Source organism: Selenomonas sp., assembly GCF_057272215.1.
In genome coordinates this window covers 155,441-180,349 of the sequence record NZ_DBHIUY010000003.1, presented here as the reverse complement: position 1 = coordinate 180,349, position 24,909 = coordinate 155,441, and the positions used below count along the sequence as shown (strand labels likewise).

Sequence of the window (24,909 nt, the reverse complement as noted above, 5' to 3'; positions counted from 1 at the left end):
TTCAGCTTTCTTCCCTTGCTGCCTCGTTCGGGAAAATCTCTTTCCTCAGACTCTCATACACGGCAGCTTCTACATTGCTCTTGAAAGCTCTTTCAAAGCCATGCTCTTTCGCTGCACGGCGGAAACATTCCTCATTGCGGCAAATATATGCTCCCCGTCCGGGGCTTTTGCCTGTCAGATCCACGGAATACGCCTGATCCGGACTGCGGACGACACGGATCATATCCTTCTTCGGATGCGTCGTGCGACAGCCGATGCACATGCGTTCCGGGCTTTTTTTCAAATTTTTCATACGGCATCGCTTTCAGCAGTAAACGACTCTTCGCCCGTCACCTCTATGACATTCATGCTTTCATCAAGAGTTTCTGCCGCCGCCTGCTCTTCGTTCTTTATGTCAATCTTCCAACCTGTCAGTTTTGCTGCCAGGCGGACATTTTGTCCTTCTTTACCGATCGCAAGAGAGAGCTGATAGCCGGGAACTACGACGCGCGATTCCTTCGCGTCTTCGTTGATGGCGACAGAAATGACCTTGGCGGGACTCAAAGCGTTGGCGATGAATTTCGCCGGCTCAGGATTCCACTTGACAATGTCTATCTTCTCGTTGCGCAGCTCATCCACGATCGCCTGCACGCGCATCCCCTTGTGACCGACGCTCGATCCGACGGGATCAACATTCTCATCCTTCGAGTAAACGGCAATTTTCGAGCGCATTCCCGGCTCTCGCGCTACCGACTTGATCTCCACGACGCCTTCTTGAATCTCAGGCACCTCAAGCTCAAAAAGCCGCTTCAAAAGTCCCGGATGCGTTCTTGATACAAGAACCTGCGGGCCCTTGACCGTATTGCTGACTTCGATAATATAGGCTTTGATGCGGTCGCCATGATGATATTCTTCTCCGGGAATCTGTTCTGTCGGCGTCAGAACGGCTTCCGTTTTGCCAAGGTCTATGAATACATTCTTCGCTTCCGTGCGCTGCACAAGACCCGTAACAATATCGCCGTCGCGATTGGAAAATTCTTCGTAAACGATGCCGCGCTCCGCCTCACGGATGCGCTGCACGACGACCTGTTTTGCCGTCTGGGCTGCAATGCGCCCAAACTTTGCCGGCGTCACCTCAATCTCGATGATGTCGTCAAGTTCATAGTCGGCTTTGATCGCGCGCGCTTCACCGAGCGAAATCTCCGTAACGTCGTCAACGACCTCTTCCACAACAGTTTTCGTCGCGTAAACATGATACTTGCCCGTCACGCGGTCCAATGCAACCCGTACATTCTGCGCAGCATTAAAGTTGCGCTTGTAAGCTGAAATCAGAGCCGCTTCGATCGCATCGAAAAGCACCTCTGTTTCGAGGCCCTTCTCCTTCCCCAATGCATGTACGGCCTCCAAAAAACCGCCTTCGTTCTCCTTCTTCTGATCCTTCTCTTTCCTGCTGGCCAACGCTCTTCCTCCCAAATGGTCAAAAATCTATGTGCAGACGCACTTGTGCCGTTTTTTCCAAAAAAATTTCTCTTTCGCCGTCTAAAACGATGGCATTTTTCTCTCGGTCGTAGCCCGTGAGCGTCCCCACCCAGATCTTTTCGCCGTCCACGGGTGCATAGAATGTCACCTCGACCATCTTGCCCTGCTCACGCTCGAAATCTCGTGCCTTCTTCAAAGTGCGATCCAGTCCCGGCGACGAAACTTCCAAGATATATGCCTCGTTCAGCAAGTCTTTCTCGTCAAGGATTTTCTCAAGTTCCTCACTGACTCTTTGACAGTCATCAATCTCAATGCCACCCGCTTTATCCAAGTAGACGCGCAAATACCAGTCACGTTCCTTGACATACTCAACATCGACGACTTCCATAGCGGAATCTCGAACGATGTCCTCAACGATCGCCTCCACGGCCTCTTCCAGTTGTTTTGCCACAAAAGCCCTCCTCTTTTGCCGCGCATACTTCACACAAGAGCCGCATCTCTTGTTAAACAGGCTCCTGTGCATAAGATGAAAGAGTGGGCTGACGCCCACTCTTTCATACAAACGACTTAAATTGACTTCTGTTATTGTATCATCAAATGCAGAAAATGTAAACAGTGAAATCTTTTCGGCTCTTTGCTGCTTGTGATGTCAGCTTTCTCAAGCGCCGATATTTTCTTCTTCCGCCGTTTTCTCCGCCGTCTCTTCAACAGGCTCTTCCGCTTCCGGCGTCGATTCTACAGCCGATGCCTCGTCTTGATCGGCGGCTGTTTCCTCGCCATCGCCTTCGGGCGGCTCGGGCGCGGGGGGATTCGGATCGACGACTGCGACGTTTCGATAGCGCCCCATACCCGTTCCGGCAGGAATCAGCTTGCCTATGATGACGTTCTCCTTGAGACCGATCAGCGGATCGACCTTGCCCTTGATAGCAGCGTCGGTGAGGACGCGCGTCGTTTCCTGGAAGGATGCCGCCGAAAGGAACGAATCGGTTGCCAGCGACGCCTTCGTGATGCCGAGAAGAATCGGCTTTGCGACGGCAGGCTCACCGTCGGCTTCGATGGCGACAGCATTCGCGGCTTCAAAGGAGTTGATATCGACGTATTCGCCGGGCAGGAAACTCGTCGTTCCCGCCTCCTCGATCTTCACCTTATGGAGCATCTGGCGCACCATGACCTCGATGTGCTTATCGTTGATCTCAACGCCCTGCGACTTGTAGACCTTCTGCACCTCATAGACGAGGTAGCGCTGCGTGTCGCGCAGACCGCAGACGCGCAGGATATCGTGCGGGTTGATCGAGCCTTCCGTCAGGCGATCGCCGGGTACGAGATGATCGCCGTCGTGCGCTACGAGACGTGCGCCGTAGGGAATCGCATACTCGCGCGAGTCACCCGATTCAGGGACGATCAGGAGCTTTCTCATGCCCCTGCCCGTATCCGTGATCTCGACCGTTCCTTCGATCTCGGCGATGATCGCATGATGCTTGGGCTTTCTCGCTTCGAAAAGCTCTTCGACGCGCGGCAGACCCTGCGTGATGTCCTCGCCGGCGACGCCGCCCGTATGGAACGTGCGCATCGTGAGCTGCGTGCCCGGCTCGCCGATAGACTGTGCGGCAATCGTACCGACAGCTTCACCGACCTCGACTTCCGTCTGGTTCGCGAGGTCGCGTCCGTAGCACTTGACGCAGACGCCGAACTGGGATTTGCAGGTCAAGACGCTGCGGATAGACACGCGCTCGCGCACCGCAGCAATCTTTTTGGCAAGCGCTTCGTCAATCGCATCGTTGAGCGAGGCGACTTTTTCTCCCGTTTCGGGGTTGAAGATGTCCTCGGCAAGCACGCGGCCTGTGATGCGATCTTCCAGCGATTCGATGATGCCGTTGCCCTCCTTGATGGCTTCGACTTCAATGCCGCGCACGTTGTTATTACGCACCTTGAGTTCCTTGGCGTCACTTGCAAGGATCGCCTCGATCTGCTCTTGTGTCAAAGCGACCGCAGCGGGAACAACTTCCACGCCTGCACTGTCAACAACGGCATAGCGCGTTTCTTTGCCAAGCATCTCGTGAATCATGGCGTGCTTAATCTCAGCGCGACGCGCCTCATCGGGTTCACCGAGGGCGATCTTCTCCGAAACCATTGCACTGCTGATAATGGCTTCGGACGTCAAAGACGAGCCGCGCAGAACAATCTCATGCACATTTTCTTCGGCGAGAAGCTCCAAATCGCCCTCCGTCAGCACCGTATCCTGCGGCAGGAGAAGTTCCCCCGTCTCCGGGTTTACAACATCCATCGCCGTCAGGCGACCGACCAGCTGCTCATCGAGAATCTCAATGGCATCTGCCGCCGATTCGGCAAGACGCGCACGCTCACGCAGCAAGTTGATGCTCTCCACATCGCAGTCGTCCTCACGCACGATGACATCCTGCGCGACATCCACGAGACGGCGCGTGAGATAGCCCGAGTCCGCCGTGCGAAGCGCCGTATCGGCAAGTCCCTTTCTCGCACCGTGCGAGGAAATGAAGTAGTCGGAAACCGTAAGACCTTCACGGAAGTTCGCTGTGATCGGCAGGTCGATGATCTTGCCCGACGGGTCGGCCATGAGACCGCGCATACCGGCAAGCTGACGCATCTGCTGCTTGTTGCCTCGCGCACCCGAGTCCGCCATCATGAAGATGGGGTTAAAAGCGTCCATGTTGTCCATCATGGCGTCCGTCACATCGTCCGTCGCCTGCGTCCAAAGCGCGATGACCTTGTTGTAGCGCTCCTCATCTGTGATGAGACCGCGGCTGAACTGACGCTCAATGCCGTTGACCTGCGTTTTCGTCGCAGCAAGGATCTCCTGCTTCTTCTCGGGCACGATGATATCGGAAATCGCGACCGTCATGCCTGCAAGGCACGCATAATGATAGCCAAGATTTTTGACGTCGTCGATGACGGCAGCCGTACGTGCAGCGCCGAAATGGTCAAAGCAGTTTGCTACGAGCTTGCCAAGCTGCTTCTTATCCATGCGGATGCCAAGGCTCCACTGTCCCGTTTCCTCGTCTTTGTGGTAATAGCGAAGCTCCGGCGGCAGAATCTCATTGAAGATCATGCGACCGAGCGAGGTCCTGACAAGACCGTATTCCTTGATGCGCACCTGAATCTCCGCCTGCAGAGCAAGTTCTTGATGCTGATACATCAAAAGAGCTTCCTCGATGCCCGTGACGAGCTTGCCCTCGCCCAAAGCGCCGGGCCGAAGAATCGTCAGATAATACGCGCCAAGCACCATGTCCTGCGTCGGCACAATGATCGGTCTGCCGTCCTTCGGCGCGAGGATGTGATTCGCAGCGAGCATGAGTATGCGCGCCTCTGCCTGTGCTTCTGCCGACAGCGGCAAATGAATCGCCATCTGGTCGCCGTCGAAGTCCGCGTTGTACGCCGTGCAGGCGAGCGGATGGAGCTTCAGTGCGCGCCCTTCTGTCAATACAGGCTCAAATGCCTGGATGCCGAGACGATGCAGCGTCGGCGCACGGTTCAAGAGGACAGGGTGCTCCTTGATGACCTCTTCGAGCATATCCCAAACCTCGGGACGCGCTCGCTCAACCATACGTTTGGCGCTCTTGATGTTGTGCGCGACTTCAGAACTCACGAGCCGCTTCATGACGAAGGGCTTGAAAAGTTCCAACGCCATTTCCTTCGGCAGACCGCACTGGTGCAGCTTCAGCTCAGGCCCGACAACGATGACGGAACGCCCCGAATAGTCGACGCGCTTGCCGAGAAGATTCTGGCGGAAGCGTCCCTGCTTGCCCTTGAGCATATCGGAGAGCGATTTCAGCGGACGATTGCCCGGCCCCGTGACGGGGCGGCCGCGGCGGCCATTGTCGATCAAAGCGTCAACGGCCTCCTGCAGCATACGCTTTTCGTTGCGGACGATGATGTCCGGCGCACCGAGATCCAAAAGACGCTTCAAGCGATTGTTGCGGTTGATGACGCGGCGGTAGAGATCATTCAGATCACTCGTCGCGAACCGTCCGCCGTCAAGCTGCACCATAGGACGAAGCTCGGGCGGAATGACGGGGACGGCGTCGAGCACCATCCACGAGGGGCGATTGCCCGACTTGCGGAACGCCTCGACGACTTCGAGACGACGGATCGCGCGGATCTTGCGCTGTCCGCTGACCTCGCGCAGATCCTTGCGAAGCTCCTCATTCATCTTGTCGAGATCAAGCTCCGCAAGAAGCTCCTTTACCGCCTCAGCTCCCATGCCCACACGGAAAGCGCTGCCGTACTTCGCACGGTTGTCGCGATACTCACTCTCCGTCAGAAGCTGCTTCTTGATGAGCGGCGTATCGCCCGGATCGAGCACGATGTAGGAAGCGAAGTAGAGAACCTTTTCCAAGGAACGCGGAGAAATATCCAAGATGAGTCCCATGCGGCTCGGTATGCCCTTGAAATACCAGATATGAGAAACGGGAGCAGCAAGCTCAATATGACCCATGCGTTCGCGGCGCACCTTGGCGCGCGTCACTTCGACGCCGCAGCGGTCGCAGACGACGCCCTTATAGCGAATCCTCTTGTACTTGCCGCAGTGGCATTCCCAATCGTGCGTCGGACCAAAGATGCGTTCGCAGAAGAGTCCATCGCGTTCCGGTTTGAGCGTACGGTAGTTGATCGTCTCCGGCTTCTTGACCTCACCATAGGACCACTCGCGGATCTTGTCCGGCGAAGCCAAAGCGATGCGCATCGAGTCAAATTCGTTTACATCCAACAACGAGGGTTCACTCCCTTCTACTTATCCGAGAAATCGTCGTCGTTCATCGCACTGTCAGCGATGTCGTCCAACGCCCCCAGGGCATCAAGACTCCCAAGATCGGCAATGATATCATCGCCGTCCGCCTCTTCGGATGTCTCCTCTTTCTCGGCATCTTCGCCCGCTTCCGCAGGCGGCTGTTCCCGCTCTTTCTGCGCCGCGACGCCCGCAACATCGAGATCAAGCTCACGCGCCGTCGCATTGATATCATCGTCATCATCATGAATGACGATCTCCTGTGCGTCTTCGGTAAGAACCTTGATGTCAAGACCGATGCTCTGCAGCTCTTTGATGAGCACCTTGAACGATTCGGGGACGCTGGGTTCAGGGATGTTCTCCCCCTTGACAATGGCCTCGTACGTCTTGACGCGTCCGACAACGTCATCGGACTTCACCGTGAGAATTTCCTGTAGGGTGTATGCCGCACCGTAGGCCTCAAGCGCCCAGACCTCCATCTCTCCGAAGCGCTGGCCGCCGAACTGCGCCTTGCCGCCCAACGGCTGCTGCGTGACGAGCGAGTATGGACCTGTCGAACGCGCATGGATCTTGTCATCGACAAGATGGTGCAGCTTGAGCATATAAACACAGCCGACCGTCACGCGGTTTTCAAAGGGTTCACCCGTGCGTCCGTCGTAGAGGATCGTCTTGCCGTCCTCAGGAAGCCCCGCCGCGCGAATCGTGCCGAACACCTCGGCATCGCCCGCGCCGTCAAAGACCGGCGTCGCGATATGAACGCCCGCGACATCAGGCTTCGGCAGACCATGCGTCTCTACATCGTAGCCGATCGAGCGCAGACGCTCGCCCACCGTCGGATCACCTGCCTTGATCTGCATTCCGAGCGCACGCACCGCCATGCCCAGATGCGTTTCCAAAATCTGCCCGATATTCATGCGCGAAGGCACGCCCAACGGATTGAGAACGATATCGACCGGCGTGCCGTCCGGCAGGAACGGCATGTCCTCCTGACGCATGATGCGCGAGACGACACCTTTGTTGCCGTGGCGGCCGGACATTTTGTCGCCGACCGAGATCTTGCGCTTCTGCGCGATGTAGACGCGCACGAGATTGTTGACGCCCGGCGGCAGCTCGTCGTTGTTTTCGCGGCTGAACACCTTGACGTCTACGATCTTGCCCGCCTCGCCATGCGGCACACGAAGCGACGTGTCGCGCACTTCGCGCGCCTTCTCTCCGAAGATCGCACGCAAAAGCCGCTCTTCCGCCGTCAGCTCCGTCTCCCCCTTCGGCGTGACCTTGCCCACAAGGATATCGCCCGGCAGCACGTCTGCACCGATGGAAATGATACCGCTCTCATCGAGATCTTTCAGCGCATCTTCCGCAACATTTGGGATGTCGCGCGTGATTTCTTCCGAGCCGAGCTTCGTATCCCGCGCATCACACTCGTACTCCTCGATATGAATGGATGTATAGAGGTCGCGCTTCACGAGATTTTCCGAAAGAAGCACGGCGTCCTCGTAGTTATATCCTTCCCACGGCATGTAAGCGACGATAATATTGTAGCCGAGCGCCAGCTCACCGTGATCTGTCGCCGGCCCGTCGGCGATCGGCTGCCTTTCGAACACTTCCTCGCCCTTCTCGACGATCGGGACCTGATTGATGCAGGTGCCTTGGTTCGACCTTTGATATTTCTGCAGCTTATAAATGTCGAGATCGCCTTCATGCGTGCGTACCTGTATCTGATCTGCCGTGACCTTTTCAATGACGCCCGCACGCTTCGCGAGAATCATGACACCCGAGTCGCACGCTGCCTTGTATTCCATGCCCGTGCCGACCAAAGGCGCCTGGGTGCGCAAAAGAGGCACAGCCTGACGCTGCATGTTCGCCCCCATCAAAGCACGATTTGCGTCGTCATTCTCAAGGAACGGGATCATCGCCGTAGCGATGGAAACGACCTGCTTCGGCGAAACGTCCATGTAATCGACGCGGTCGCGCGAAACGAGAACCGTTTCCTCATTGTGGCGCGCCGTGACGCGCTCGTTGACAAACCAGCCGTTTTCATCAAGCGGTTCGTTCGCCTGCGCGATGACGATCTTGTTTTCTTCATCCGCCGTCAAATAGCGCACGTCGTCCGTCACGCGCTTCGACGCCTTATCCACCTTGCGATACGGCGTTTCCATGAAGCCGAACTGATTGACGCGCGCATAGTTCGAAAGCGAGCCGATCAGACCGATGTTCGGACCTTCCGGCGTCTCAATCGGACACATGCGCCCATAGTGCGAATTGTGGACGTCGCGCACCTCAAAGCCCGCGCGCTCACGCGAAAGACCGCCGGGGCCGAGCGCCGAGAGACGGCGCTTATGCGTAAGCTCGGACAGCGGATTGTGCTGATCCATGAACTGCGAGAGCTGCGACGAACCGAAGAATTCCTTGATTGCGGCGACGACGGGACGGATGTTGATGAGCGCCTGCGGCGTGATAACATCGACGTCCTGAATCGTCATGCGTTCCTTGACGACGCGCTCCATACGCGAAAGTCCAATGCGGAACTGGTTTTGCAGAAGTTCGCCGACAGAGCGCACGCGCCGATTGCCAAGATGGTCGATGTCGTCCGTCGTGCCGAAACCGTCCATGAGGTTCAGCAAATAATTGATGGACGCCATGACATCGTTGCAGGTAATCGTACGATGATTGTAAGGCAGTGTGCGCGAGCAGAGCATCTTCATGCTCTTGCCGTCGCCGTTCTGCGTGCGCACGAAGAAAACGGCAGGCTTATCCACGCCGAAAAGCGCATCTTCCTGCTCCGCCGTGATCTTATCGAGCATCGCCTCATCGACGACGACATCCGCCGCGACGACGACCTCGCCCGTCTCTGTATCCACGATCGGCTGCGAGAGCACTTTGCCAAGGAGCCGCCTCTTCCAGCCGAGCTTCTTCGTCAATTTGTAGCGGCCGACCATCGCGAGGTCATAACGCTTGGGATCGAAGAAAAGGCTGTCGAGGAGCTGCTGTGCGTTGTCAACCGTCGGCGGTTCACCGGGACGCAGACGCTTATAGATCTCGACGAGCGCTTCTTCCTTGGAATTGGCGCCGTCACGCTCTAACGTCGCCTGGATGCGCTCATCGTAGTTGAACAACTCGGCAATCGCGCTGTTGGAACTGTAGCCGAGCGCACGCACGAGAATGGTCACGGGCAGCTTCCTCGTGCGGTCGATGCGCACAGAAATGACGTCGTTCGCATCCGTCTCAAGCTCAATCCACGCGCCACGATTCGGGATGATCGTTGCATTGTAGAGCTTCTTGCCCGTCGGATCAATCGTCTCGCCGTAGTAGGCGCCCGGCGAGCGCACGAGCTGACTGACAATGACGCGCTCCGCACCGTTGATGATGAAGGTTCCTGTATCTGTCATGAGCGGGAAATCGCCCATGAAAACTTCCTGCTCCTTGATCTCTCCCGTCTCGCGATTGATCAGGCGCACGTTGACGCGCAAAGGCGCCGCGAGCGTAACATCCCTCTCCTTGCACTCGTCAAGCTCGTACTTCGGCTCACCGAGCGAAAAGTTCTCAAAGGACAGCACAAGATTTCCAGTAAAATCTTGAATCGGTGAAATATCCTGGAAAATCTCCTGCAGGCCCTCCTTCAAGAACCATTCGTAAGAGTTTCTCTGAATATCCAAAAGATGCGGCATATCCATGACTTCCTTGATTCTCGCATAGGTATACCTGTTTCTCTTGCCCACCGGCACAGGACTAAACATTAAATCCCTCACCCCTTAGCCAAAATTTGGTTCACAACCAAAAAACACGCCAAAAAGACAACGAATGACAGGAGAATCAAAAAAGACAAGGCATAAAACTGTCGCTCGATACCTTGTCTGATCTCTCCCATCTCGCTCGCCATCATCCACGCTTATTCAGTTCTCATGCGTCAACAAGGCTGTTAAACGCGCAAATGCGCATAGTTGGAATAACATACACGCTGTAATAAGTGATTTTAGCATGGGTATATTCTATTATCAATAGGCTGTTTATCCCATTAAGAAGTCACTGATACATTCCGCTCCCGCCTTCATCCATCCGAGCGGCTTCCTTTCAGCAGCGCTTCCTCAAACTTCAACAACCTCCTGCAGGTTCATGCACGATAAGCGATCGCGTTTTCTTCACACCAGTCGCGTGCAAGCATCTGAAGGCTCGCCGAAAGATGCGCCTGCCACGCCCCTTCGAGAGAAAGCCGCTGCACCGTGCGCCGAAAGCGCAGCCGTGCAGCAGCGCCGGACAAAGCCTCAGCGAGGGCGACGCCCGCATCGTGCGGCGCTTTCTTTGCGAAATCCTGCATAACGGATCGAATCTCTTCCTCATAAATATTGGGCAGAGGCACATAACGCTGCCAATCATCCTCAATGGAAAGGAGCCGTTCCACGCAGTCTTCCCCACGCTTCGCCGCTTCATCAAAAGATGTGGATTCACCAGCCGCTCCGATCATGAGGATGCGCCCTTCGCGCGTATCGACATAGCCTTGCAGTACATCTGTTTTCGCAAGCGCAGACGCAAGCTCCTGCAAAGAGATTTCCAAAAACTTCCCTCCCCGTCATACGAGATCGTACATCTTCTCTGTGCGGTCTAAGATCGCGTCGCGCCTCTCCTTGCTTGCAGCAAAGTAACGATGTACAGCTTCGCGGTCGCCTGCTTCAATGGCGTCGATGACCGTGTCGAGAATCGCCTGCAAAGCGCGCAGATGACTCGTGATCGCTTCCCCGTTCGTCATACATATATCCGCCCACATATCGGCGTTCGAAGATGCGATGCGCGTCGTGTCCTTGAAGCCGCCGCCCGCCAGCTTCAGGCAGGACTCCATATCGCCCGCGCTCTGATTGAGAAGCGTCACGAGCGCCGCCGCCGTCACATGCGGCACATGACTGATGATCGAAGCGCAGCGATCATGCTTTCGTATGTCAAGCCGCAGAAAATTCGCTTCCGTATGCGAAAGCACCTTCATGAGCCTTTCATGCGCTTCGGGCGGCGCGCCGGTATCCTCGACAATGACATACGCTTTATTTCGGAAGAGATCTGCAGATGCCGCTTCGACGCCGCTCTTTTCACGGCCCGTCATCGGATGCCCCGCGATGTAGTGAACGCCAGCGGGCAGAATGCCTTGGATATGCTGCCAAAGATACGCCTTTGTGCTTCCCGCGTCCGTCAGGATCGCACCTTCTTTAAGATACGGCAGAATCTTTTCCAGCATCGGCGCCATCTGCAGCACGGGCGTCGCCAAAAATACGACGTCGGCATCCTCTACGACCTTTCGCGCATCCGACGAAGCCATGTCAACCGCGCCAAGCTCTACGGCAAGATTCATGGATCTCTGCGTGCGGCAAAGCCCTGTGATGAAAATATCTTCACCGAGCTTTTCCTTCAGGCAAAGTCCCAGAGAGCCGCCGATGAGACCGACGCCGATGATTGCAAGCTTCATCTTCATGCTTTGCGCCCCATAAAGCGTGCGATATCACGCACTTCACCCATCGTCTTTCGGAAGTTCTCGGGCGTCAGGGACTGATCGCCGTCCGAAAGCGCGACTTCGGGATGCGGATGCACCTCGATGATCAGCCCGTCAGCACCGGCGGCGATCGCCGCACGCGCCATCGCCGGCACCATCTGCCAGCGGCCTGTGCCGTGGCTCGGATCGACGATAATCGGCAGATGCGAGATCTCCTTGACGGCTGCGACAGCGCTCAAATCGAGCGTGTTGCGCGTATACGTTTCGTAGGTGCGGATGCCGCGCTCACAGAGGATGACGTTGGCATTGCCGCCCGCCATGATGTATTCCGCCGCATTGAGCCACTCGCTGATCGTCGCCGAAAGACCGCGCTTCAAAAGCACGGGCGTACGCACCTTGCCGACTTCTTTCAGCAGTTGGAAATTCTGCATATTGCGCGCGCCGATCTGAATCACATCGGCATATTTCGTGATGAGTTCGACATCGTTGATATTTACGATCTCCGTCACGACCTTGAGCCCCGTCTTGTCCGCCGCTTCGCGCAGCAATTTAAGCCCCTCGTCTGCCAAACCCTGAAAATCGTATGGCGAAGTGCGCGGCTTGAAGGCGCCGCCGCGAAGGAACTCGGCGCCGCAGTCCTTCACGCACTCTGCCGCTTCCAAAAGCTGCTCCATGCTCTCGACGGCGCACGGTCCCGCCATGACCGTCAGATGTCCCGCGCCGACCTTCACGCCGCCGACATCGACGACGGTGTCATCCGGCTTGAATTCGCGGCTTACAAGTTTGTACTTCTCCGTGATGCGCACTGTTTTTTCCACCCCATCCAGAGAATTCATCTGCAGGCCGGCGATGATCTTCTTATCGCCGATCACGCCGACGATCGTACGTTCATCGCCTGTCGAAAGATGGTACTTGAGACCTGCCTGCGTGATTTTTTGTTCCACCTTCTCAAGATTTTCCTTGGTCGATGTCGGACTCATTACGATGATCATGCCATAACCTCCTGCAAAATTAAAGGTTCATCTCGTCCGAAGTTTCCCGTACCATAGCGATCTCGTCACAGTTCGGGAACTTGGGACAGTCGATGCATTCCTTCCAGACCTTCTGCGGCAGTGTTTCCTTGGGGACAATATGAAAGCCGAGCGTTTTGAAAAATCCCGGCTTATACGTCAGTGTGAAAAACTGACGTACACCGAGCGCACGCCCCTCTTCCATAAGGCGGCGCACAATTTCCGAGCCGATGCCGCAGCGCGCAAGCTCGGGTGCAATCGCCATCGTTCGCACCTCCGCCAGTCCATCCCACATCATGTGCAGACCGCCGACGCCGACGACCTTTCCCGCATCATCTTCGGCGACGATCATATCACGCAATGTTTCGTAGAGCGTATTGCGTGAGCGTGCAAGCATCGCACCGCCCGCCGCATAATCGTTCACGAGATGAAAGATGCTCTCCACGTCCGCAAACACGGCCTTCCTGTACTTCAAAACGCTTCCTCCATTCGCCGCTTATTCGCGGCTTGGACAAACACCAACGAGCGGACATTCGCCGCAGTGCGGGCGATTCGCCTTGCACACGCGCCTGCCGTGGTAGATGAGCCAGTGATGCGCCGCACTCCACTTTTCGCGCGGAATATTCTTCATCAAGCCCTTTTCCACGGCAAGCGGCGTCTCTCCCACGGCGAGTTTCAGCCGATTCGCAATGCGAAAGACATGCGTGTCGACGGCGATGGCAGGCCGTCCGAAAGCAACGCTCGTGACGACGTTCGCCGTCTTTCTGCCAACGCCCGGCAGCTTCAAAAGCGTATCGTAGTCCGACGGCACCTCACCGCCGAACTCCTCGACGAGCGTGCGGCACGTCGCCATGATATTCTTCGCCTTGTTGCGGAAAAGCCCGCAGTCCTTGATCTCCTCTTCCAGCCCCGAAAGCCCCAAAGCGACGATAGCCTCCGGCGTCGCCGCCTTTTGAAAAAGGCGCGCCGTCGTGATATTCACGCGCTTATCCGTACACTGCGCTGACAAGATGACGGCGATCAGAAGTTCAAAGGGATTGCGAAAATGAAGCTCAGGCTTCGCGCCGCGATACGTCTCTTCAAGAATCTTCAGCTGCTCTTCTCGTATCTTCTTCGTGACCCGCATCAGAGCCTCAGTTCGTCAAACTGCGCACAGGCGCAGGAATACGCCCGCCGCGTGCAATGAACGCCTCTGAACGGAACGCGTCTCTGACGGGCATGATCGGGCAGCGTCCCAAGAGACCGCCCCACTCGACTTCATCGCCGACCTTCTTGCCGGGCACGGGGATGATGCGCACCGCCGTCGTCTTGTTGTTAATCATGCCGATCGCCGCTTCATCCGCGATGATTCCCGAAATCGTCGCCGCCGTCGTATCGCCCGCGACCGCAATCATGTCGAGCCCGACGGAGCAGACGCACGTCATCGCCTCAAGCTTTTCGAGCGAAAGACTGCCGCGCGCGACGGCATCAATCATGCCCGCATCCTCACTGACAGGGATGAACGCGCCCGAGAGACCGCCTACATGCGACGACGCCATGAGGCCCCCCTTCTTGACCGCATCATTTAAAAGCGCAAGCGCCGCCGTCGTCCCCGGAGCGCCGCAGCTTTCAAGTCCCATCTCCTCCAAAATGTGCGCGACGCTGTCGCCGACCGCCGGCGTCGGCGCAAGCGAGAGATCGATAATGCCGAAAGGCACGCCGAGACGTTTCGACGCTTCACGCGCCACGAGCTGACCGACGCGCGTGATCTTGAACGCCGTGCGCTTAATCATCTCCGCCACCTCGGAGAAATCCGCCCCCTTGATGTCCTCCAAGGCGCGCTTCACAACCCCCGGGCCGCTGACGCCGACGCTCACGACCTTGTCCGCCTCGGAAACACCGTGGAAAGCCCCTGCCATAAAGGGATTGTCCCCCGGCGCGTTGCAGAAAACGACGAGCTTCGCACAGCCGATCGCCGCCTGATCGCGCGTCAATTCCGCCGTGCGTTTGATGACCTCGCCCATCTCACGCACGCAGTCCATGTTGATGCCCGCCTTCGTCGAGCCGAGATTGACCGAGGAACAGACGAGCTCCGTCGAAGAAAGCGCCTGCGGAATCGACGAAATCAACACTTGATCGCCATGCGTATAGCCCTTTTCAACGAGTGCGGAAAAGCCCCCGATGAAGTTGATGCCGATCTCCTTCGCCGCACGGTCGAGCGCTTCGGCAACAGGGACGTAAGAATCCGTCTTGCAGGCGTCCGCCGCGATGGCGATCGGCGTGACGGAAACGCGCTTGTTGATGATCGGAATGCCGTACTCCGCCTCGATGTCCCTGCCCGTCTCTACGAGGAACTCCGCCGACTTCGTGACCTTGTCGTAGACGTTGCGGCAAAACTGCTCGATGTTCGGATGTGCGCAGTCACGGAGTGAAATGCCCATCGTGATCGTGCGCACGTCGAGCTTGTTCTCCGTAATCATGCGATTTGTTTCTAATATATCATCAATGGTAATCACAAAAAAACCTCCTGCAACGGCTCAAGAAAAGCAGCGGCCTGTTCAAACTTTGTGCATCGCATTGAAAATATCCTCATGCTGCGTCTTGATCTCAACGCCAAGCGTCTCGCCCTTCTCCTCTAAAAGCTGACGCACCGCAGCAAGCTCGATCTTACTGCCCGTCATATCGGCGATCATGACCATGTTGAAAAAACCGTCCATGATATTTTGATTGATGCTCAGAATGTTGACGCCGTTCTCCGCCAAAATCGTACTGACCGCCGCGATGATGCCCACGCTGTCCTTGCCGACGATCGTCACCACAATTTTCATTTGCAACCCCTCATTCTTTCCGACAGCCGCCATGCGCCGCCGAGCTTTTTGATGTATATTTTCTCATTATAGCAGTCACAGACTGAAAATCCAAGAGGGCACGTCTCCCAAATTGTTTTTTGCATCGGTTTCCGTTATAATGGAAGAAGCATTTTCTGACACAATGCGAAAAACTCATCATCAAGGGGGTCACTCTTTTGAAGGAACTCAGCTTTTTTAACGATCATTTCTACGCGCCGGGCGAAGCGCAAGTCGACATCGAAGATCGCGGCTATCAGTTCGGCGACGGCATCTACGAAGTCACGCACGTCTACAACGGCAAACTCTTCGCGTTTGACCGCCACCTCGCTCGCTTCCGCCGCTCCATGCGCGAAATGCACATCCCCATCACCTACATGGACGAAGAACTCACCGCCATTCATAACGACCTCATCGAAAAGAGCGGCATAAAGAGCGGCGCCATCTACTTTCAGGTCACGCGCGGCACGGCAGCCCGCGCCTTTCCCTTCCCCGGACGCGCCACGCCGAATCTCTCCATGACGATTCGCGAAAGCACGCCCAACCGAGAGCAGCAAGAAAGCGGCATCTCACTCGCGCTCGCCGAGGACATCCGCTGGCTGCGCTGCGACATCAAGTCGCTGAATCTTCTCGGCGCCGTCTTCGCCAAAGAGAAAGCGAAAGCGGAAGGCTGCGCGGAAGCGCTTCTCTATCGCAAAGATACGGGATTCGTCACCGAAGGCGCAAGCAGCACCTTCTTCCTCGTCAAAGACGGTGTCGTCTGGACGCATCCGCTCGATCATCTCGTGCTGCCGGGCGTCACCCGCGCCGTCGTCGTCGAAGAATGCGCCAAGGAACTCGGTTTGACCGTCATCGAAAAAACATTCACGCCGGAATTTGCGCAAAAAGCGGACGAAGCTTTTGAAACGAGTACGAGTCTCGAAGTCACCCCCGTCGTCAAGATCGGCGGCAAAACGATCGGCTCAGGCGCGCCGGGCGAAATCACGAAAAAAATCATGGCATCGTTTCAATCGCTTATCCAAAAGGCTTGCTTTTCCTAAGACGCTTGGGGACTTTCATGCAGGGCGGCGCACAACATCCGCGAAGCGGACGCTTGTGCGTCTAGTTCCCCAAAAGAAACCACGGCTGCCAACGGTCGTGGTTTCTTTTGTTGGCAGAATTTTTCGCGTATTGGAAAAAACCTGCAAAAATCACAACTTTTCATTGACAATATCCAAAATAGTACCTATACTTGTAGTGAAGCAAATACATCATGTTTATGGTAGTATAACCCGAAGGAGTGTGTTTTTTTATGGCAAAAAAGGTAAAAATCACAGAAACAGTACTTCGCGACGGCCACCAGTCCCTGTGTGCGACGCGTATGCGTTACGCGCAGATGGAGCCGATGCTCGCCTCGCTCGACAAGCTCGGCTACAATTCGCTCGAAGCTTGGGGCGGTGCGACCTTTGATACCTGCCTTCGCTTCCTCGATGAAGATCCGTGGGAGAGACTCGACAAACTCAAGGCACGTCTCAAGACCCCGATTCAGATGCTGCTTCGCGGTCAGAACCTCTTGGGTTACAACCACTATTCGGACGATGTCGTCAAGAAATTCGTCGAGAAGGCATCCGAGCACGGCATGGGCGTGTTCCGCATCTTCGACGCACTGAACGACGTGCGCAACCTCAAGACGGCGATCAGCGCTGCTCTCGGCTGCAAAGAGAAGCCGCATGTACAAGGCTGCCTCGTTTACACACTCAGCCCTTATCATACGAACGAAGTCTTTGTCGAACTCTCCGAAAAGCTGCAGGAGATGGGCTGCCATTCCGTCTGCATCAAGGATATGTCCGGCCTTCTGAAGCCGTATGTCGCAGAAGACCTCGTGAAGAAACTCAAAGCGAAGCTCGACATTCCCATTCAGCTCCATACGCACTACACGTCCGGCTTCGGCAGCATGACGTACATGAAGGCGATTGAAGCCGGTGTCGATGTCGTCGACTGCGCCCTCTCGCCGTTCGCTCTCGATACATCCCAGCCCTGCACGGAGACGATGGTCGCCGCCCTCGAAGGCACGCCGTTCGACACAGGTCTTGACCGTCATGCCATGACGCCGATCGCGAAGCACTTCCTGCAGGTCAAACAGGATCTCATCAAAGAATTCAACCTCAAAGGCTATTTCGATGTCAACCCGAACGTCATCGACTTCCAGATCCCGGGCGGTATGCTCTCGAACCTTGCAAACCAGCTCAAGGAGCAGGGCATGGAAGATAAGTTCCAGGATCTCCTCGACGAAATGCCGCGCGTGCGCGAAGATGTCGGCTTCCCGCCGCTCGTCACGCCGTCGAGCCAGATCGTCGGCACGATGGCTACGTTCAACGTCATGACGGGCGAGCGTTACAAGATCGTCCCGAAGGAATTCAAAGATCTTGCCCGCGGCAAGTTCGGCAAGCCGCCGGTGGAAGTCAAGCGCGACTACCTCACAAAGACGCTCGGCATCCCCGAGAGCGAGATCATCGACGATATCGTCGCAGAAGATGCCAAGGCTCCGAAGCTCGCAGACTTCGAGAAGGAGATGAAGGAAAAAGGCTTCCTCAACCCGACGGAAGAGGATATCCTCTCCTATGCACTCTTCCCGCAGGTCGCCGAAGAGTTCTTCAAGAAGCATTACGCACCGATGAACGCTTACGATATGTCCAAGAAGGGCTGATCGAGAGTCATCACCGGTTTCCCCCTTGCAGGGGGGCAAACAAAAAACCACGCGAAAGCGTGGTTTTTTGTTTGCTCCGTTTCCCTATTTGAAGAAAATCGACTTGCCGATGAACTCACGCAGAAGCGAGTTGTTCGGGATATCGTATTCCTCCGTGATATCAGCAAAGCAGCGGCAGAAATCGAGCAGACGATTCGCCTTCGTGTACTCCGGCACATCGCGCGGCACCATCTCCAAGAGCGGCACGGCATAGCGCTTCAAGACGGCAATCTCATAAATCAGCGCCGAATTGAACATCACATCCGCTTCTTCTTGGAATGGGAAAATATTCTTCTCCTCCCCCGCGCGCACATCGGGCCACTGGCGCAAAGTTTTCAAAGCGTATGCACCGCGAAACTGGTAGTCGCGCACCATACGGCGAAGAAGCCGCGCATCCGTCGTAGCTATGCGGTTGTGTGCGTCGATATTGAGCTGCGTCAGGGCGCTGATATAGATCTTGTACTTCTTCTCTCGCGGTACAGCGGCAGTCAGAGCTTCATTAAGCCCATGAATGCCCTCGACAATCAGGGGCGCCGTCGGCGCCACAGACAGATGCGCCGTCCCCTCTTCCCGCTTTCCCGTGAGGAAATTGTAACGCGGCAAAATGACCTCTTCACCGCGCAGAAGGCGCACGAGATGATCGTTGAAGAGTGCGACGTCAAGTGCGCCGATGTTTTCAAAGTCATACGTTCCGTCCGGCAGGCGCGGCGTATCCTCCCAGTTGCGAAAATAATCGTCGAGCGATATGGAGACAGGCTCGATGCCATTGACACGAAGTTGTATGCGCAGACGCTGCGCAAACGAAGTCTTGCCCGACGACGACGGCCCTGCGATAAGGATGAGGCGCAGCTTCTTGATATTCGCAGCGATATGATCGGCAATCTCAGCAATCTTCTTCTCGTGCAAAGCCTCTGATACATGGATGATGTCAGCGATCTCACCGCGGCGTATATAGCGATTGAGATCGGACACATAGTCACAGCGCAGGACATTCGCCCAGCGCTCCGCTTCCATGAGAATGCCCCCGAACTTCGGCTGCGCACGCAATGCAGGTACGACTTCGGGCGCATCCGCATTTGGGGTGCGCAGCAGCACGCCGTCCGGCATGGCATCAAGAGCAAACTTCCCTAAGACCCCCGTCGCAGATACCATAGGGCCGAAAAAATAGTCATAAAAATCGCCGCAGTAATAAACGCTTGCTTTTTCCGACTCCAGTGACATGACGAGATTTGCTTTTTCAATCTGCTCGGACTGCTTGAATAGCTGCACAACCTCCTCGCGCTGCAGGCGCTTTTTGACGATCGGGCGGTTTTCCGCAACGATCTCACGCATACGCTGCTCGATCTCCCGCACCATGTGCTTCGTCACACCGGACGGCGTCTGCAGCGCACAGTAAAGTCCGCCGTGCGCCGTGAACTGTACGATGACCGACAAATCCGGCTGAACCTCATGCGCTGCCAAGATGAGCAAAAACACGACGGAATGCTGGTAGATGCGCCGTCCCAGCTCGCTTCTCGTATCGACAAGCTCTATCGTATGAAACGCCCCGACAGGCGACTGCAAATCACGCAAGACATTGTCCACACGCGCCGCCACAATGAGCGGTTCTCCCGCCTGCTGCACCTCTTGTGCAAGATCCAAAAGCATCGTTTCTGCGGGGATCTCCCGCCCTTTTCCCTTCTCCCAGCGCATACTTTCGCCTCCTATTCAGATTCATAGCAACGCATAAAAAGAAACGGCTGAAAAGCACGCACAGCGTCCCTTTCCAGCCATTGATCCAGCAGATTCATCAGAAAATCCAAAGAACGAGTTGATACGCCAGCGCCCCCATGACAGCCGTACACGGGATCGTCAGCACCCATGCAGCAAGCATCTGCTGCGCAACGCCCCACCGCACGGCACGAATGCGCTTCGCCGTGCCGACGCCCATGATGGAGCCGGAAACGACGTGCGTCGTACTGACAGGCAGATGCAAAAGCGTCGCCGAAAAAATGACGATGGACGAATTGAGATCCGCTGCGAAACCACTGATCGGCTCCAGTTTGAAGATCTTGCCGCCGATCGTACGTATGATTCGCCAGCCGCCGAGCGCCGTGCCGCACGCCATTGCCGCCGCACACAGGAACTTCACATAGTCCGGCACCTCAAAACTTGAGATGTAGCCGCCGGACAAAAGCGCCAGCGTGATGATGCCCATCGACTTCTGCGCATCATTCGAACCATGAGAAAATGCCATCGCCGCCGCCGAGAGGATCTGCATCTTCTTGAAGCGCCCGTTGAGCGCCGACGGTGCAAAGCGTCCAAAGAGGAAAAAAAGCAGCGTCATCACAAGAAACCCTGAGAAAATCGCCAAAAGCGGCGACGCAATCAATGACAGCACGATCTTTCCTATGCCTATCAAGTTCAGTCCCGTGCTGCCTGTAGAGACAAGCACGGCGCCGATGATGCCGCCGACAAGTGCGTGCGAAGAGCTGCTCGGCATCGCTACATACCAAGTGAAAAGATTCCATATAATCGAGCCTACGAGCGCCGCGATGATGATATGCTCATCGACCATCTCCGCACTCGCCACGATGTCGCCGCCGATCGTTTTGGCAACGCCCGTACTGTAAATCGCGCCGATAAAGTTCAAAAACGCCGCCATGATGATGGCATGTGCCGGCTTTATGGCGCGTGTTGAAACGGATGTCGCGATCGCATTCGCCGTATCATGAAAGCCGTTGATAAAGTCAAATATCAAAGCGAGCACAATGACCGTCAGAATGAGAAACTGCAGCTCAGGCATACTTCATTACCACGCCGCGCACCATGTCTGCTACATTCTCGCAATGGTCGAGCGTGTCCTCCAAATACTCCAGAACATCCTTCCACTTGATGAGTTCAATGGGATCCTTGACGTTTTCAAAAAGGTTGGCAACCTCGTTGCGATAGACGCGATCCCCCTCGCTCTCTAAGCTGCTGATACGATGCGTACACTTTAAGATCTCCGTCTGGTTCTTCTTCACATGCTTCAAGAGCTTAAATGCTTTCATCATCTCTTCCGTACATTCGATGAGAAGCTTTGTCAAGGCGATCGCACTATCCTTGACACCGCCGATATGGTACATGACGACACGCTGCAGCGTCCCCTGCAAAAAATCAACGCCGTCGTCAAGACCGTTGGCGAGAGCATAGATGTCCTCACGGTCAATCGGTGTGATGAAAGTCTGGTTGAGCTTGTCAATGATCTTGTCATTGACGGCGTCTGCCTCATGCTCAAGATCAATGATCTCACGCATCTTTGCTTCCGCCTTGCTGTAATCCTGCATAACCTCATCCATCATCACAGCGCATTTATGGAAATACTGGGCACTTTCGAGGAACAAGTCGAAGAACTCTGAGTCCTTGTTCTTGAAATTAAACATTTGCTTCCTCCCAGAACACAATCTCTATCCGCTTTCCCTCTCAACTATAACATCATTTTTCAGATAGAGCAATATTGAAGTTTAGAATAGTCGCAAATGCTTATTTTCCCACAAAATCCCATGCCTTCTTGACCTTCGCGGCAAGTCCTTTGATCTTCGACGTAGCGACGCCGCAGACAGCGATGCGCACGCCGCGCTTCAAGGGAACGGCAAAGACGAGATCATCGTGCAGCTTGTCCGTTACAGCCTGCGGATCCTTTGTCGGTACGGCGAGGAAGAAGCCCGCCTTGTACGGCAGCGCCTTGAGACCACATGCTTTCGCTTCGTCCATAAAGAGCGCACCGCGCGCACGGACGATCTGATAGAGCGCATCGCGTTCCTTTTCAAACTGTGCCAAAAGAGCCGCATCGTGTTGGATCTCTGCCAGAAGCGCCATAGCGCCGCGGTTGATGTTCGACCATGTGGCACGGCTGGAAAACTTGCTGACGTTGGAAAACTCCTCGATGACCGCACGGCTCGAAGAAAGTCCGACGATCGCTCCCGTACGCTGTCCATAGAACGTATACGCCTTAGACATGCTGAACGCGAACATGATAAAGAGGTTCGCGGGAAGATCTGCAAACTTCTCCATAAAGGCGCGCGTTTCATCCTTCGTGCCGCTGTACTCGATATAGGCGATGTCAACGAGGATGCTGATGCGCTTGCCCGTCTTTGCATGTTCCTTCAAAGCATCAAGCACCGCATCCCAATCTGCATCGGAGAGGGAGTAACCCGTCGGATTGTGCGCAGGTGTATTGATGATGACGAGGAGCGAATCCTGCGTTTCAAGAAGCATCGTCACCTTCTTGGAAAAAGCCGCTGTATTGAAGGAGAGCGTCTCGTCAAACAGCGGGTACGTCTCCAATCGGCGTCCGATATTTTGGCAAAGCGCACTGTAGGGTCCCCAATACCAATCGGAAGTAAGGACGCCGTCCCCCACTTCCGAATAGTTTTCAATCGCGTGGTGTACGGCGCCCGAGCCGCCTGCCGTCGCCACCGCCTCAACATATCCTGCCGGACGATGCCCTGCAAAGACGATCTCCTCCACACCGGCGAGATACGCCGGCAGTCCGGCGACCGGCGCATAGGCGATGATCTCCGAGATCGGCAGTTCGCGCAGCACCTTCTCGACGGTAGGTATACAAGCGAGCTTTTCGTCCTCGCCAAAAATCGCGCCCAAGGTGGCGTTCGTAACGTTCGCTGCCCCATGCTCCTTTGCCGCTGCCGTCGCCGCGCCGCTCGCAGCAAAGATCACGTCGTTGAGAAACTTGTTTTCTGTATGCGATGCAGCCATCTTCGTACTCATTTTATTATGAAACCTCCTAAACGCCTTGGCTCCTGCTTCTTAAGGAATCACTGATAAATTCAGCCACCCATCTTCACACATCTGCACTGTCCTCTCGTCGTCAACAAATCCTCGACGTAGCACCGCTACGCCTGCGGTTTACACTGAAACCCCAAGAGGTCAAGCCGAAGGCGCAGACCGATTGGCTGGTTTCAGGTAAGGGCGGCGCACAATGTCCACAAAGTGGACGTTTGTGCGTGTAGCTTGTTTCCTTACTGAACCGTCCAAGAGCCAAGTCCGAAGGACGCAGGCGATTGGGCAACGGTTCGTATGCGAAAACGTCCCAAGAATGCAAGCGCAAAGCGCGCCGCATGATTGGTTGACGTTGACCGCTATAGGAACAGCGCATCTGTGCAAATCTGGGCGACTTCATTTTATCAGCGTTTCCTAAAAAGTTCGTCTTTCTCATCTCACGCGCATGGAAAAAATTCATCGTGAATCGCATTTGCCGCTTCCTTGAGCCTGTCCTTCGTGATGAGGCAGGAAATGCTGATCTCCGACGTGCTGATGATGTCGATATTGACGTCCGCTTTCTGCAGCGCGCCGAACATACGCGCTGCTATGCCCGGGTTGCCGAGCATACCGACGCCGACGATGGAGACCTTCGCGACGTTTTCTTCGACGAGAACCGATACAGCGTTGAGCTTCGTCTTGACCTTCTCGACGATCTCACGCGCCGTCTCAAGGTCGTCAACGGCGACCGTAAAGACCATATCCGTCACATTGCGTTCGAGACTGCGCACGCTCTGCACGATCATATCGACGCTCACATTGGCGTCGGCGAGTGCGGAAAAGAGGGCATGTGCGATGCCCGGCTGGTTCGGCACGCCCATGACGGCGAGCTTCGCCACCTTGTCGTCGTGCGCCAGCCCTCTGATTTCAAAATCCTTCTCTTCCATTGTATAAGCCTCCCTGATCATCGTGCCTGTCTTCTCTGTAAACGTCGAGCGTACATGGATGGGGATGCCGAAGTGCTTCCCCATCTCCACGGAGCGCGGCTGCATGACGCCGGCGCCGAGACGCGCCATCTCAAGCATCTCATCGTAGGTGATCTCCTGCATCTTGCGTGCGCCTGCAATGAGTCGAGGATCCGCAGAGTATATGCCGTCTACATCGGTGAATATCTCGCAGCTGTCCGCTTTCAAGGCGCCGGCAAGAGCCACCGCCGACGTATCCGAGCCGCCGCGCCCAAGCGTCACGGGGTCGCCTAAAGCATCCGCTCCCTGAAATCCCGCAACGACGACAATATTGCCGTCAGCGAGCGCCTTTTGGACGCGATCCGGCTCGATGCCGACGATGCGTCCCTTCGTGTGCACGGAGTTCGTCTCCATGCCGACCATCGCCCCCGTCAAAGAAATCGCCTTGTGTCCCATCGAGCAAAAAGCCATCGCTAAAAGAGCGATGGATACCTGCTCACCCGTTGTTAACAACATGTCCATCTCACGCGCATAATGATACGGATTTTTATCTATGCCGCGTGCCAGATCAATAAGATCATCCGTGGTGTCGCCCATAGCGGAAACGACGACAACGACCTTGTCATCCGGCTGCATCCCGTCGAGGACACGCTTCGCCACCGCCTTGATCTTCTCCGTCGTGGCAACTGAACTGCCGCCAAACTTCTTTACTATCAGAGCCATAACTTCCTCCCAGATTGCCGTGCGGCAAAAAGCACCGCAGGCAGAATGTCCTTTGACAATAGTCATCCGTTACAAAACATCAAAAAACACGAGTGACCGCCTTTTATTATACAAGAATTTCATGTCCACGTCTACCAAGAAACAAAAATACGAAGCGCATTTCGCGAAGAAAATCGTTGTCTCTCATGGAAAATTATGCTATACTCCTTCGGTAAAGATATTTATTATCAT

19 protein-coding genes are annotated in these 24,909 nt (G+C 55.6%); 2 read left to right on the top strand and 17 right to left on the bottom strand.

What is annotated here, in order from left to right; translation table 11 throughout:
• Position 1: 1 nt before the first annotated feature.
• From rnpM to ACO5Z0_RS04000, 12 genes are all read right to left on the bottom strand, one after another.
• Positions 2–292 (bottom strand): RNase P modulator RnpM, encoded by a 291-nt coding sequence (rnpM, locus tag ACO5Z0_RS04055; RefSeq protein WP_485649304.1) that lies wholly within the window; start codon positions 290–292, stop codon positions 2–4.
• On the bottom strand, positions 289–1,386 hold the full coding sequence (gene nusA, locus ACO5Z0_RS04050; RefSeq protein WP_442672510.1) for a transcription termination factor NusA: 1,098 nt from the start codon (positions 1,384–1,386) through the stop codon (positions 289–291). Before nusA ends, rnpM begins: the two co-directional genes overlap by 4 nt.
• 70 nt (positions 1,387–1,456) lie before the next feature.
• Complete coding sequence (locus ACO5Z0_RS04045; protein WP_485649303.1) at positions 1,457–1,909, bottom strand: ribosome maturation factor RimP; 453 nt, start codon at positions 1,907–1,909, stop codon at positions 1,457–1,459.
• A 207-nt stretch (positions 1,910–2,116) separates the two neighbouring features.
• The gene (gene rpoC, locus ACO5Z0_RS04040) at positions 2,117–6,202 is read right to left on the bottom strand and encodes a DNA-directed RNA polymerase subunit beta' (RefSeq protein ID WP_485649302.1); all 4,086 of its coding nucleotides are present in this window, start codon (positions 6,200–6,202) and stop codon (positions 2,117–2,119) included.
• Between the two features lie 17 nt (positions 6,203–6,219).
• Entirely contained in the window at positions 6,220–9,954 is a 3,735-nt protein-coding gene (rpoB, locus tag ACO5Z0_RS04035) for a DNA-directed RNA polymerase subunit beta (protein ID WP_485649301.1), read from the bottom strand.
• A 374-nt stretch (positions 9,955–10,328) separates the two neighbouring features.
• Entirely contained in the window at positions 10,329–10,769 is a 441-nt protein-coding gene (locus tag ACO5Z0_RS04030) for a UPF0158 family protein (RefSeq protein WP_485649300.1), read from the bottom strand.
• Positions 10,770–10,784: 15 nt separating this feature from the next.
• On the bottom strand, positions 10,785–11,672 hold the full coding sequence (locus tag ACO5Z0_RS04025) for a prephenate dehydrogenase (RefSeq protein WP_485649299.1): 888 nt from the start codon (positions 11,670–11,672) through the stop codon (positions 10,785–10,787).
• The gene (gene aroF, locus ACO5Z0_RS04020) at positions 11,669–12,682 is read right to left on the bottom strand and encodes a 3-deoxy-7-phosphoheptulonate synthase (RefSeq protein WP_442673166.1); all 1,014 of its coding nucleotides are present in this window, start codon (positions 12,680–12,682) and stop codon (positions 11,669–11,671) included. Before aroF ends, ACO5Z0_RS04025 begins: the two co-directional genes overlap by 4 nt.
• Positions 12,683–12,701: 19 nt before the next feature.
• Positions 12,702–13,175 (bottom strand): N-acetyltransferase, encoded by a 474-nt coding sequence (locus tag ACO5Z0_RS04015; protein WP_442675819.1) that lies wholly within the window; start codon positions 13,173–13,175, stop codon positions 12,702–12,704.
• Positions 13,176–13,196: 21 nt separating this feature from the next.
• On the bottom strand, positions 13,197–13,826 hold the full coding sequence (gene nth, locus ACO5Z0_RS04010) for an endonuclease III (RefSeq protein ID WP_442673164.1): 630 nt from the start codon (positions 13,824–13,826) through the stop codon (positions 13,197–13,199).
• 7 nt (positions 13,827–13,833) lie between these two features.
• Complete coding sequence (locus ACO5Z0_RS04005; protein ID WP_485649298.1) at positions 13,834–15,195, bottom strand: DUF711 family protein; 1,362 nt, start codon at positions 15,193–15,195, stop codon at positions 13,834–13,836.
• Positions 15,196–15,237: 42 nt separating this feature from the next.
• Entirely contained in the window at positions 15,238–15,507 is a 270-nt protein-coding gene (locus ACO5Z0_RS04000) for an ACT domain-containing protein (RefSeq protein WP_442673162.1), read from the bottom strand.
• Between the two features lie 197 nt (positions 15,508–15,704).
• On the opposite strand from ACO5Z0_RS04000, the gene dat reads away from it, so the two are divergent.
• Positions 15,705–16,565, top strand: a complete 861-nt coding sequence (gene dat / locus ACO5Z0_RS03995; protein WP_485649297.1) for a D-amino-acid transaminase — start codon at positions 15,705–15,707, stop codon at positions 16,563–16,565.
• 251 nt (positions 16,566–16,816) lie between these two features.
• Positions 16,817–18,211, top strand: coding sequence for a pyruvate carboxylase subunit B (locus tag ACO5Z0_RS03990; protein ID WP_442673160.1), 1,395 nt, complete (start codon positions 16,817–16,819; stop codon positions 18,209–18,211).
• A gap of 84 nt (positions 18,212–18,295) precedes the next feature.
• On the opposite strand, the gene ACO5Z0_RS03985 is transcribed toward ACO5Z0_RS03990, so the two are convergent.
• The 5 genes from ACO5Z0_RS03985 to ACO5Z0_RS03965 all read right to left on the bottom strand — a co-directional run bounded on the left by ACO5Z0_RS03985 (position 18,296) and on the right by ACO5Z0_RS03965 (position 24,678).
• Complete coding sequence (locus tag ACO5Z0_RS03985; RefSeq protein WP_485649296.1) at positions 18,296–19,942, bottom strand: uridine kinase family protein; 1,647 nt, start codon at positions 19,940–19,942, stop codon at positions 18,296–18,298.
• A gap of 97 nt (positions 19,943–20,039) precedes the next feature.
• Positions 20,040–21,035 carry an anion permease gene (locus tag ACO5Z0_RS03980; protein WP_485649295.1) on the bottom strand — a complete coding sequence of 332 codons (996 nt, stop codon included), beginning with the start codon at positions 21,033–21,035 and terminating at the stop codon, positions 20,040–20,042.
• A complete protein-coding gene (locus ACO5Z0_RS03975; RefSeq protein WP_442673157.1) occupies positions 21,028–21,654 on the bottom strand; it encodes a DUF47 domain-containing protein in 627 nt (208 codons plus the stop codon). Before ACO5Z0_RS03975 ends, ACO5Z0_RS03980 begins: the two co-directional genes overlap by 8 nt.
• Before the next feature lie 100 nt (positions 21,655–21,754).
• A complete protein-coding gene (locus tag ACO5Z0_RS03970) occupies positions 21,755–22,999 on the bottom strand; it encodes a pyridoxal phosphate-dependent aminotransferase (protein ID WP_485649294.1) in 1,245 nt (414 codons plus the stop codon).
• Between the two features lie 449 nt (positions 23,000–23,448).
• The gene (locus ACO5Z0_RS03965) at positions 23,449–24,678 is read right to left on the bottom strand and encodes an aspartate kinase (RefSeq protein WP_485649293.1); all 1,230 of its coding nucleotides are present in this window, start codon (positions 24,676–24,678) and stop codon (positions 23,449–23,451) included.
• Positions 24,679–24,909: the final 231 nt, after the last annotated feature.

What these genes read in the sequence shown, in the direction of transcription:
- rnpM (WP_485649304.1), bottom strand. Translation starts at nt 292, where the DNA reads ATGAAAAATTTGAAAAAAAGCCCGGAACGCATGTGCATCGGCTGTCGC.
- rpoB (WP_485649301.1), bottom strand. Translation starts at nt 9,954, where the DNA reads ATGTTTAGTCCTGTGCCGGTGGGCAAGAGAAACAGGTATACCTATGCG.
- ACO5Z0_RS04025 (WP_485649299.1), bottom strand. Translation starts at nt 11,672, where the DNA reads ATGAAGATGAAGCTTGCAATCATCGGCGTCGGTCTCATCGGCGGCTCT.
- aroF (WP_442673166.1), bottom strand. Translation starts at nt 12,682, where the DNA reads ATGATCATCGTAATGAGTCCGACATCGACCAAGGAAAATCTTGAGAAG.
- nth (WP_442673164.1), bottom strand. Translation starts at nt 13,826, where the DNA reads ATGCGGGTCACGAAGAAGATACGAGAAGAGCAGCTGAAGATTCTTGAA.
- ACO5Z0_RS04000 (WP_442673162.1), bottom strand. Translation starts at nt 15,507, where the DNA reads ATGAAAATTGTGGTGACGATCGTCGGCAAGGACAGCGTGGGCATCATC.
- ACO5Z0_RS03990 (WP_442673160.1), top strand. Translation starts at nt 16,817, where the DNA reads ATGGCAAAAAAGGTAAAAATCACAGAAACAGTACTTCGCGACGGCCAC.
- ACO5Z0_RS03985 (WP_485649296.1), bottom strand. Translation starts at nt 19,942, where the DNA reads ATGCGCTGGGAGAAGGGAAAAGGGCGGGAGATCCCCGCAGAAACGATG.
- ACO5Z0_RS03980 (WP_485649295.1), bottom strand. Translation starts at nt 21,035, where the DNA reads ATGCCTGAGCTGCAGTTTCTCATTCTGACGGTCATTGTGCTCGCTTTG.
- ACO5Z0_RS03975 (WP_442673157.1), bottom strand. Translation starts at nt 21,654, where the DNA reads ATGTTTAATTTCAAGAACAAGGACTCAGAGTTCTTCGACTTGTTCCTC.
- ACO5Z0_RS03970 (WP_485649294.1), bottom strand. Translation starts at nt 22,999, where the DNA reads ATGAGTACGAAGATGGCTGCATCGCATACAGAAAACAAGTTTCTCAAC.
- ACO5Z0_RS03965 (WP_485649293.1), bottom strand. Translation starts at nt 24,678, where the DNA reads ATGGCTCTGATAGTAAAGAAGTTTGGCGGCAGTTCAGTTGCCACGACG.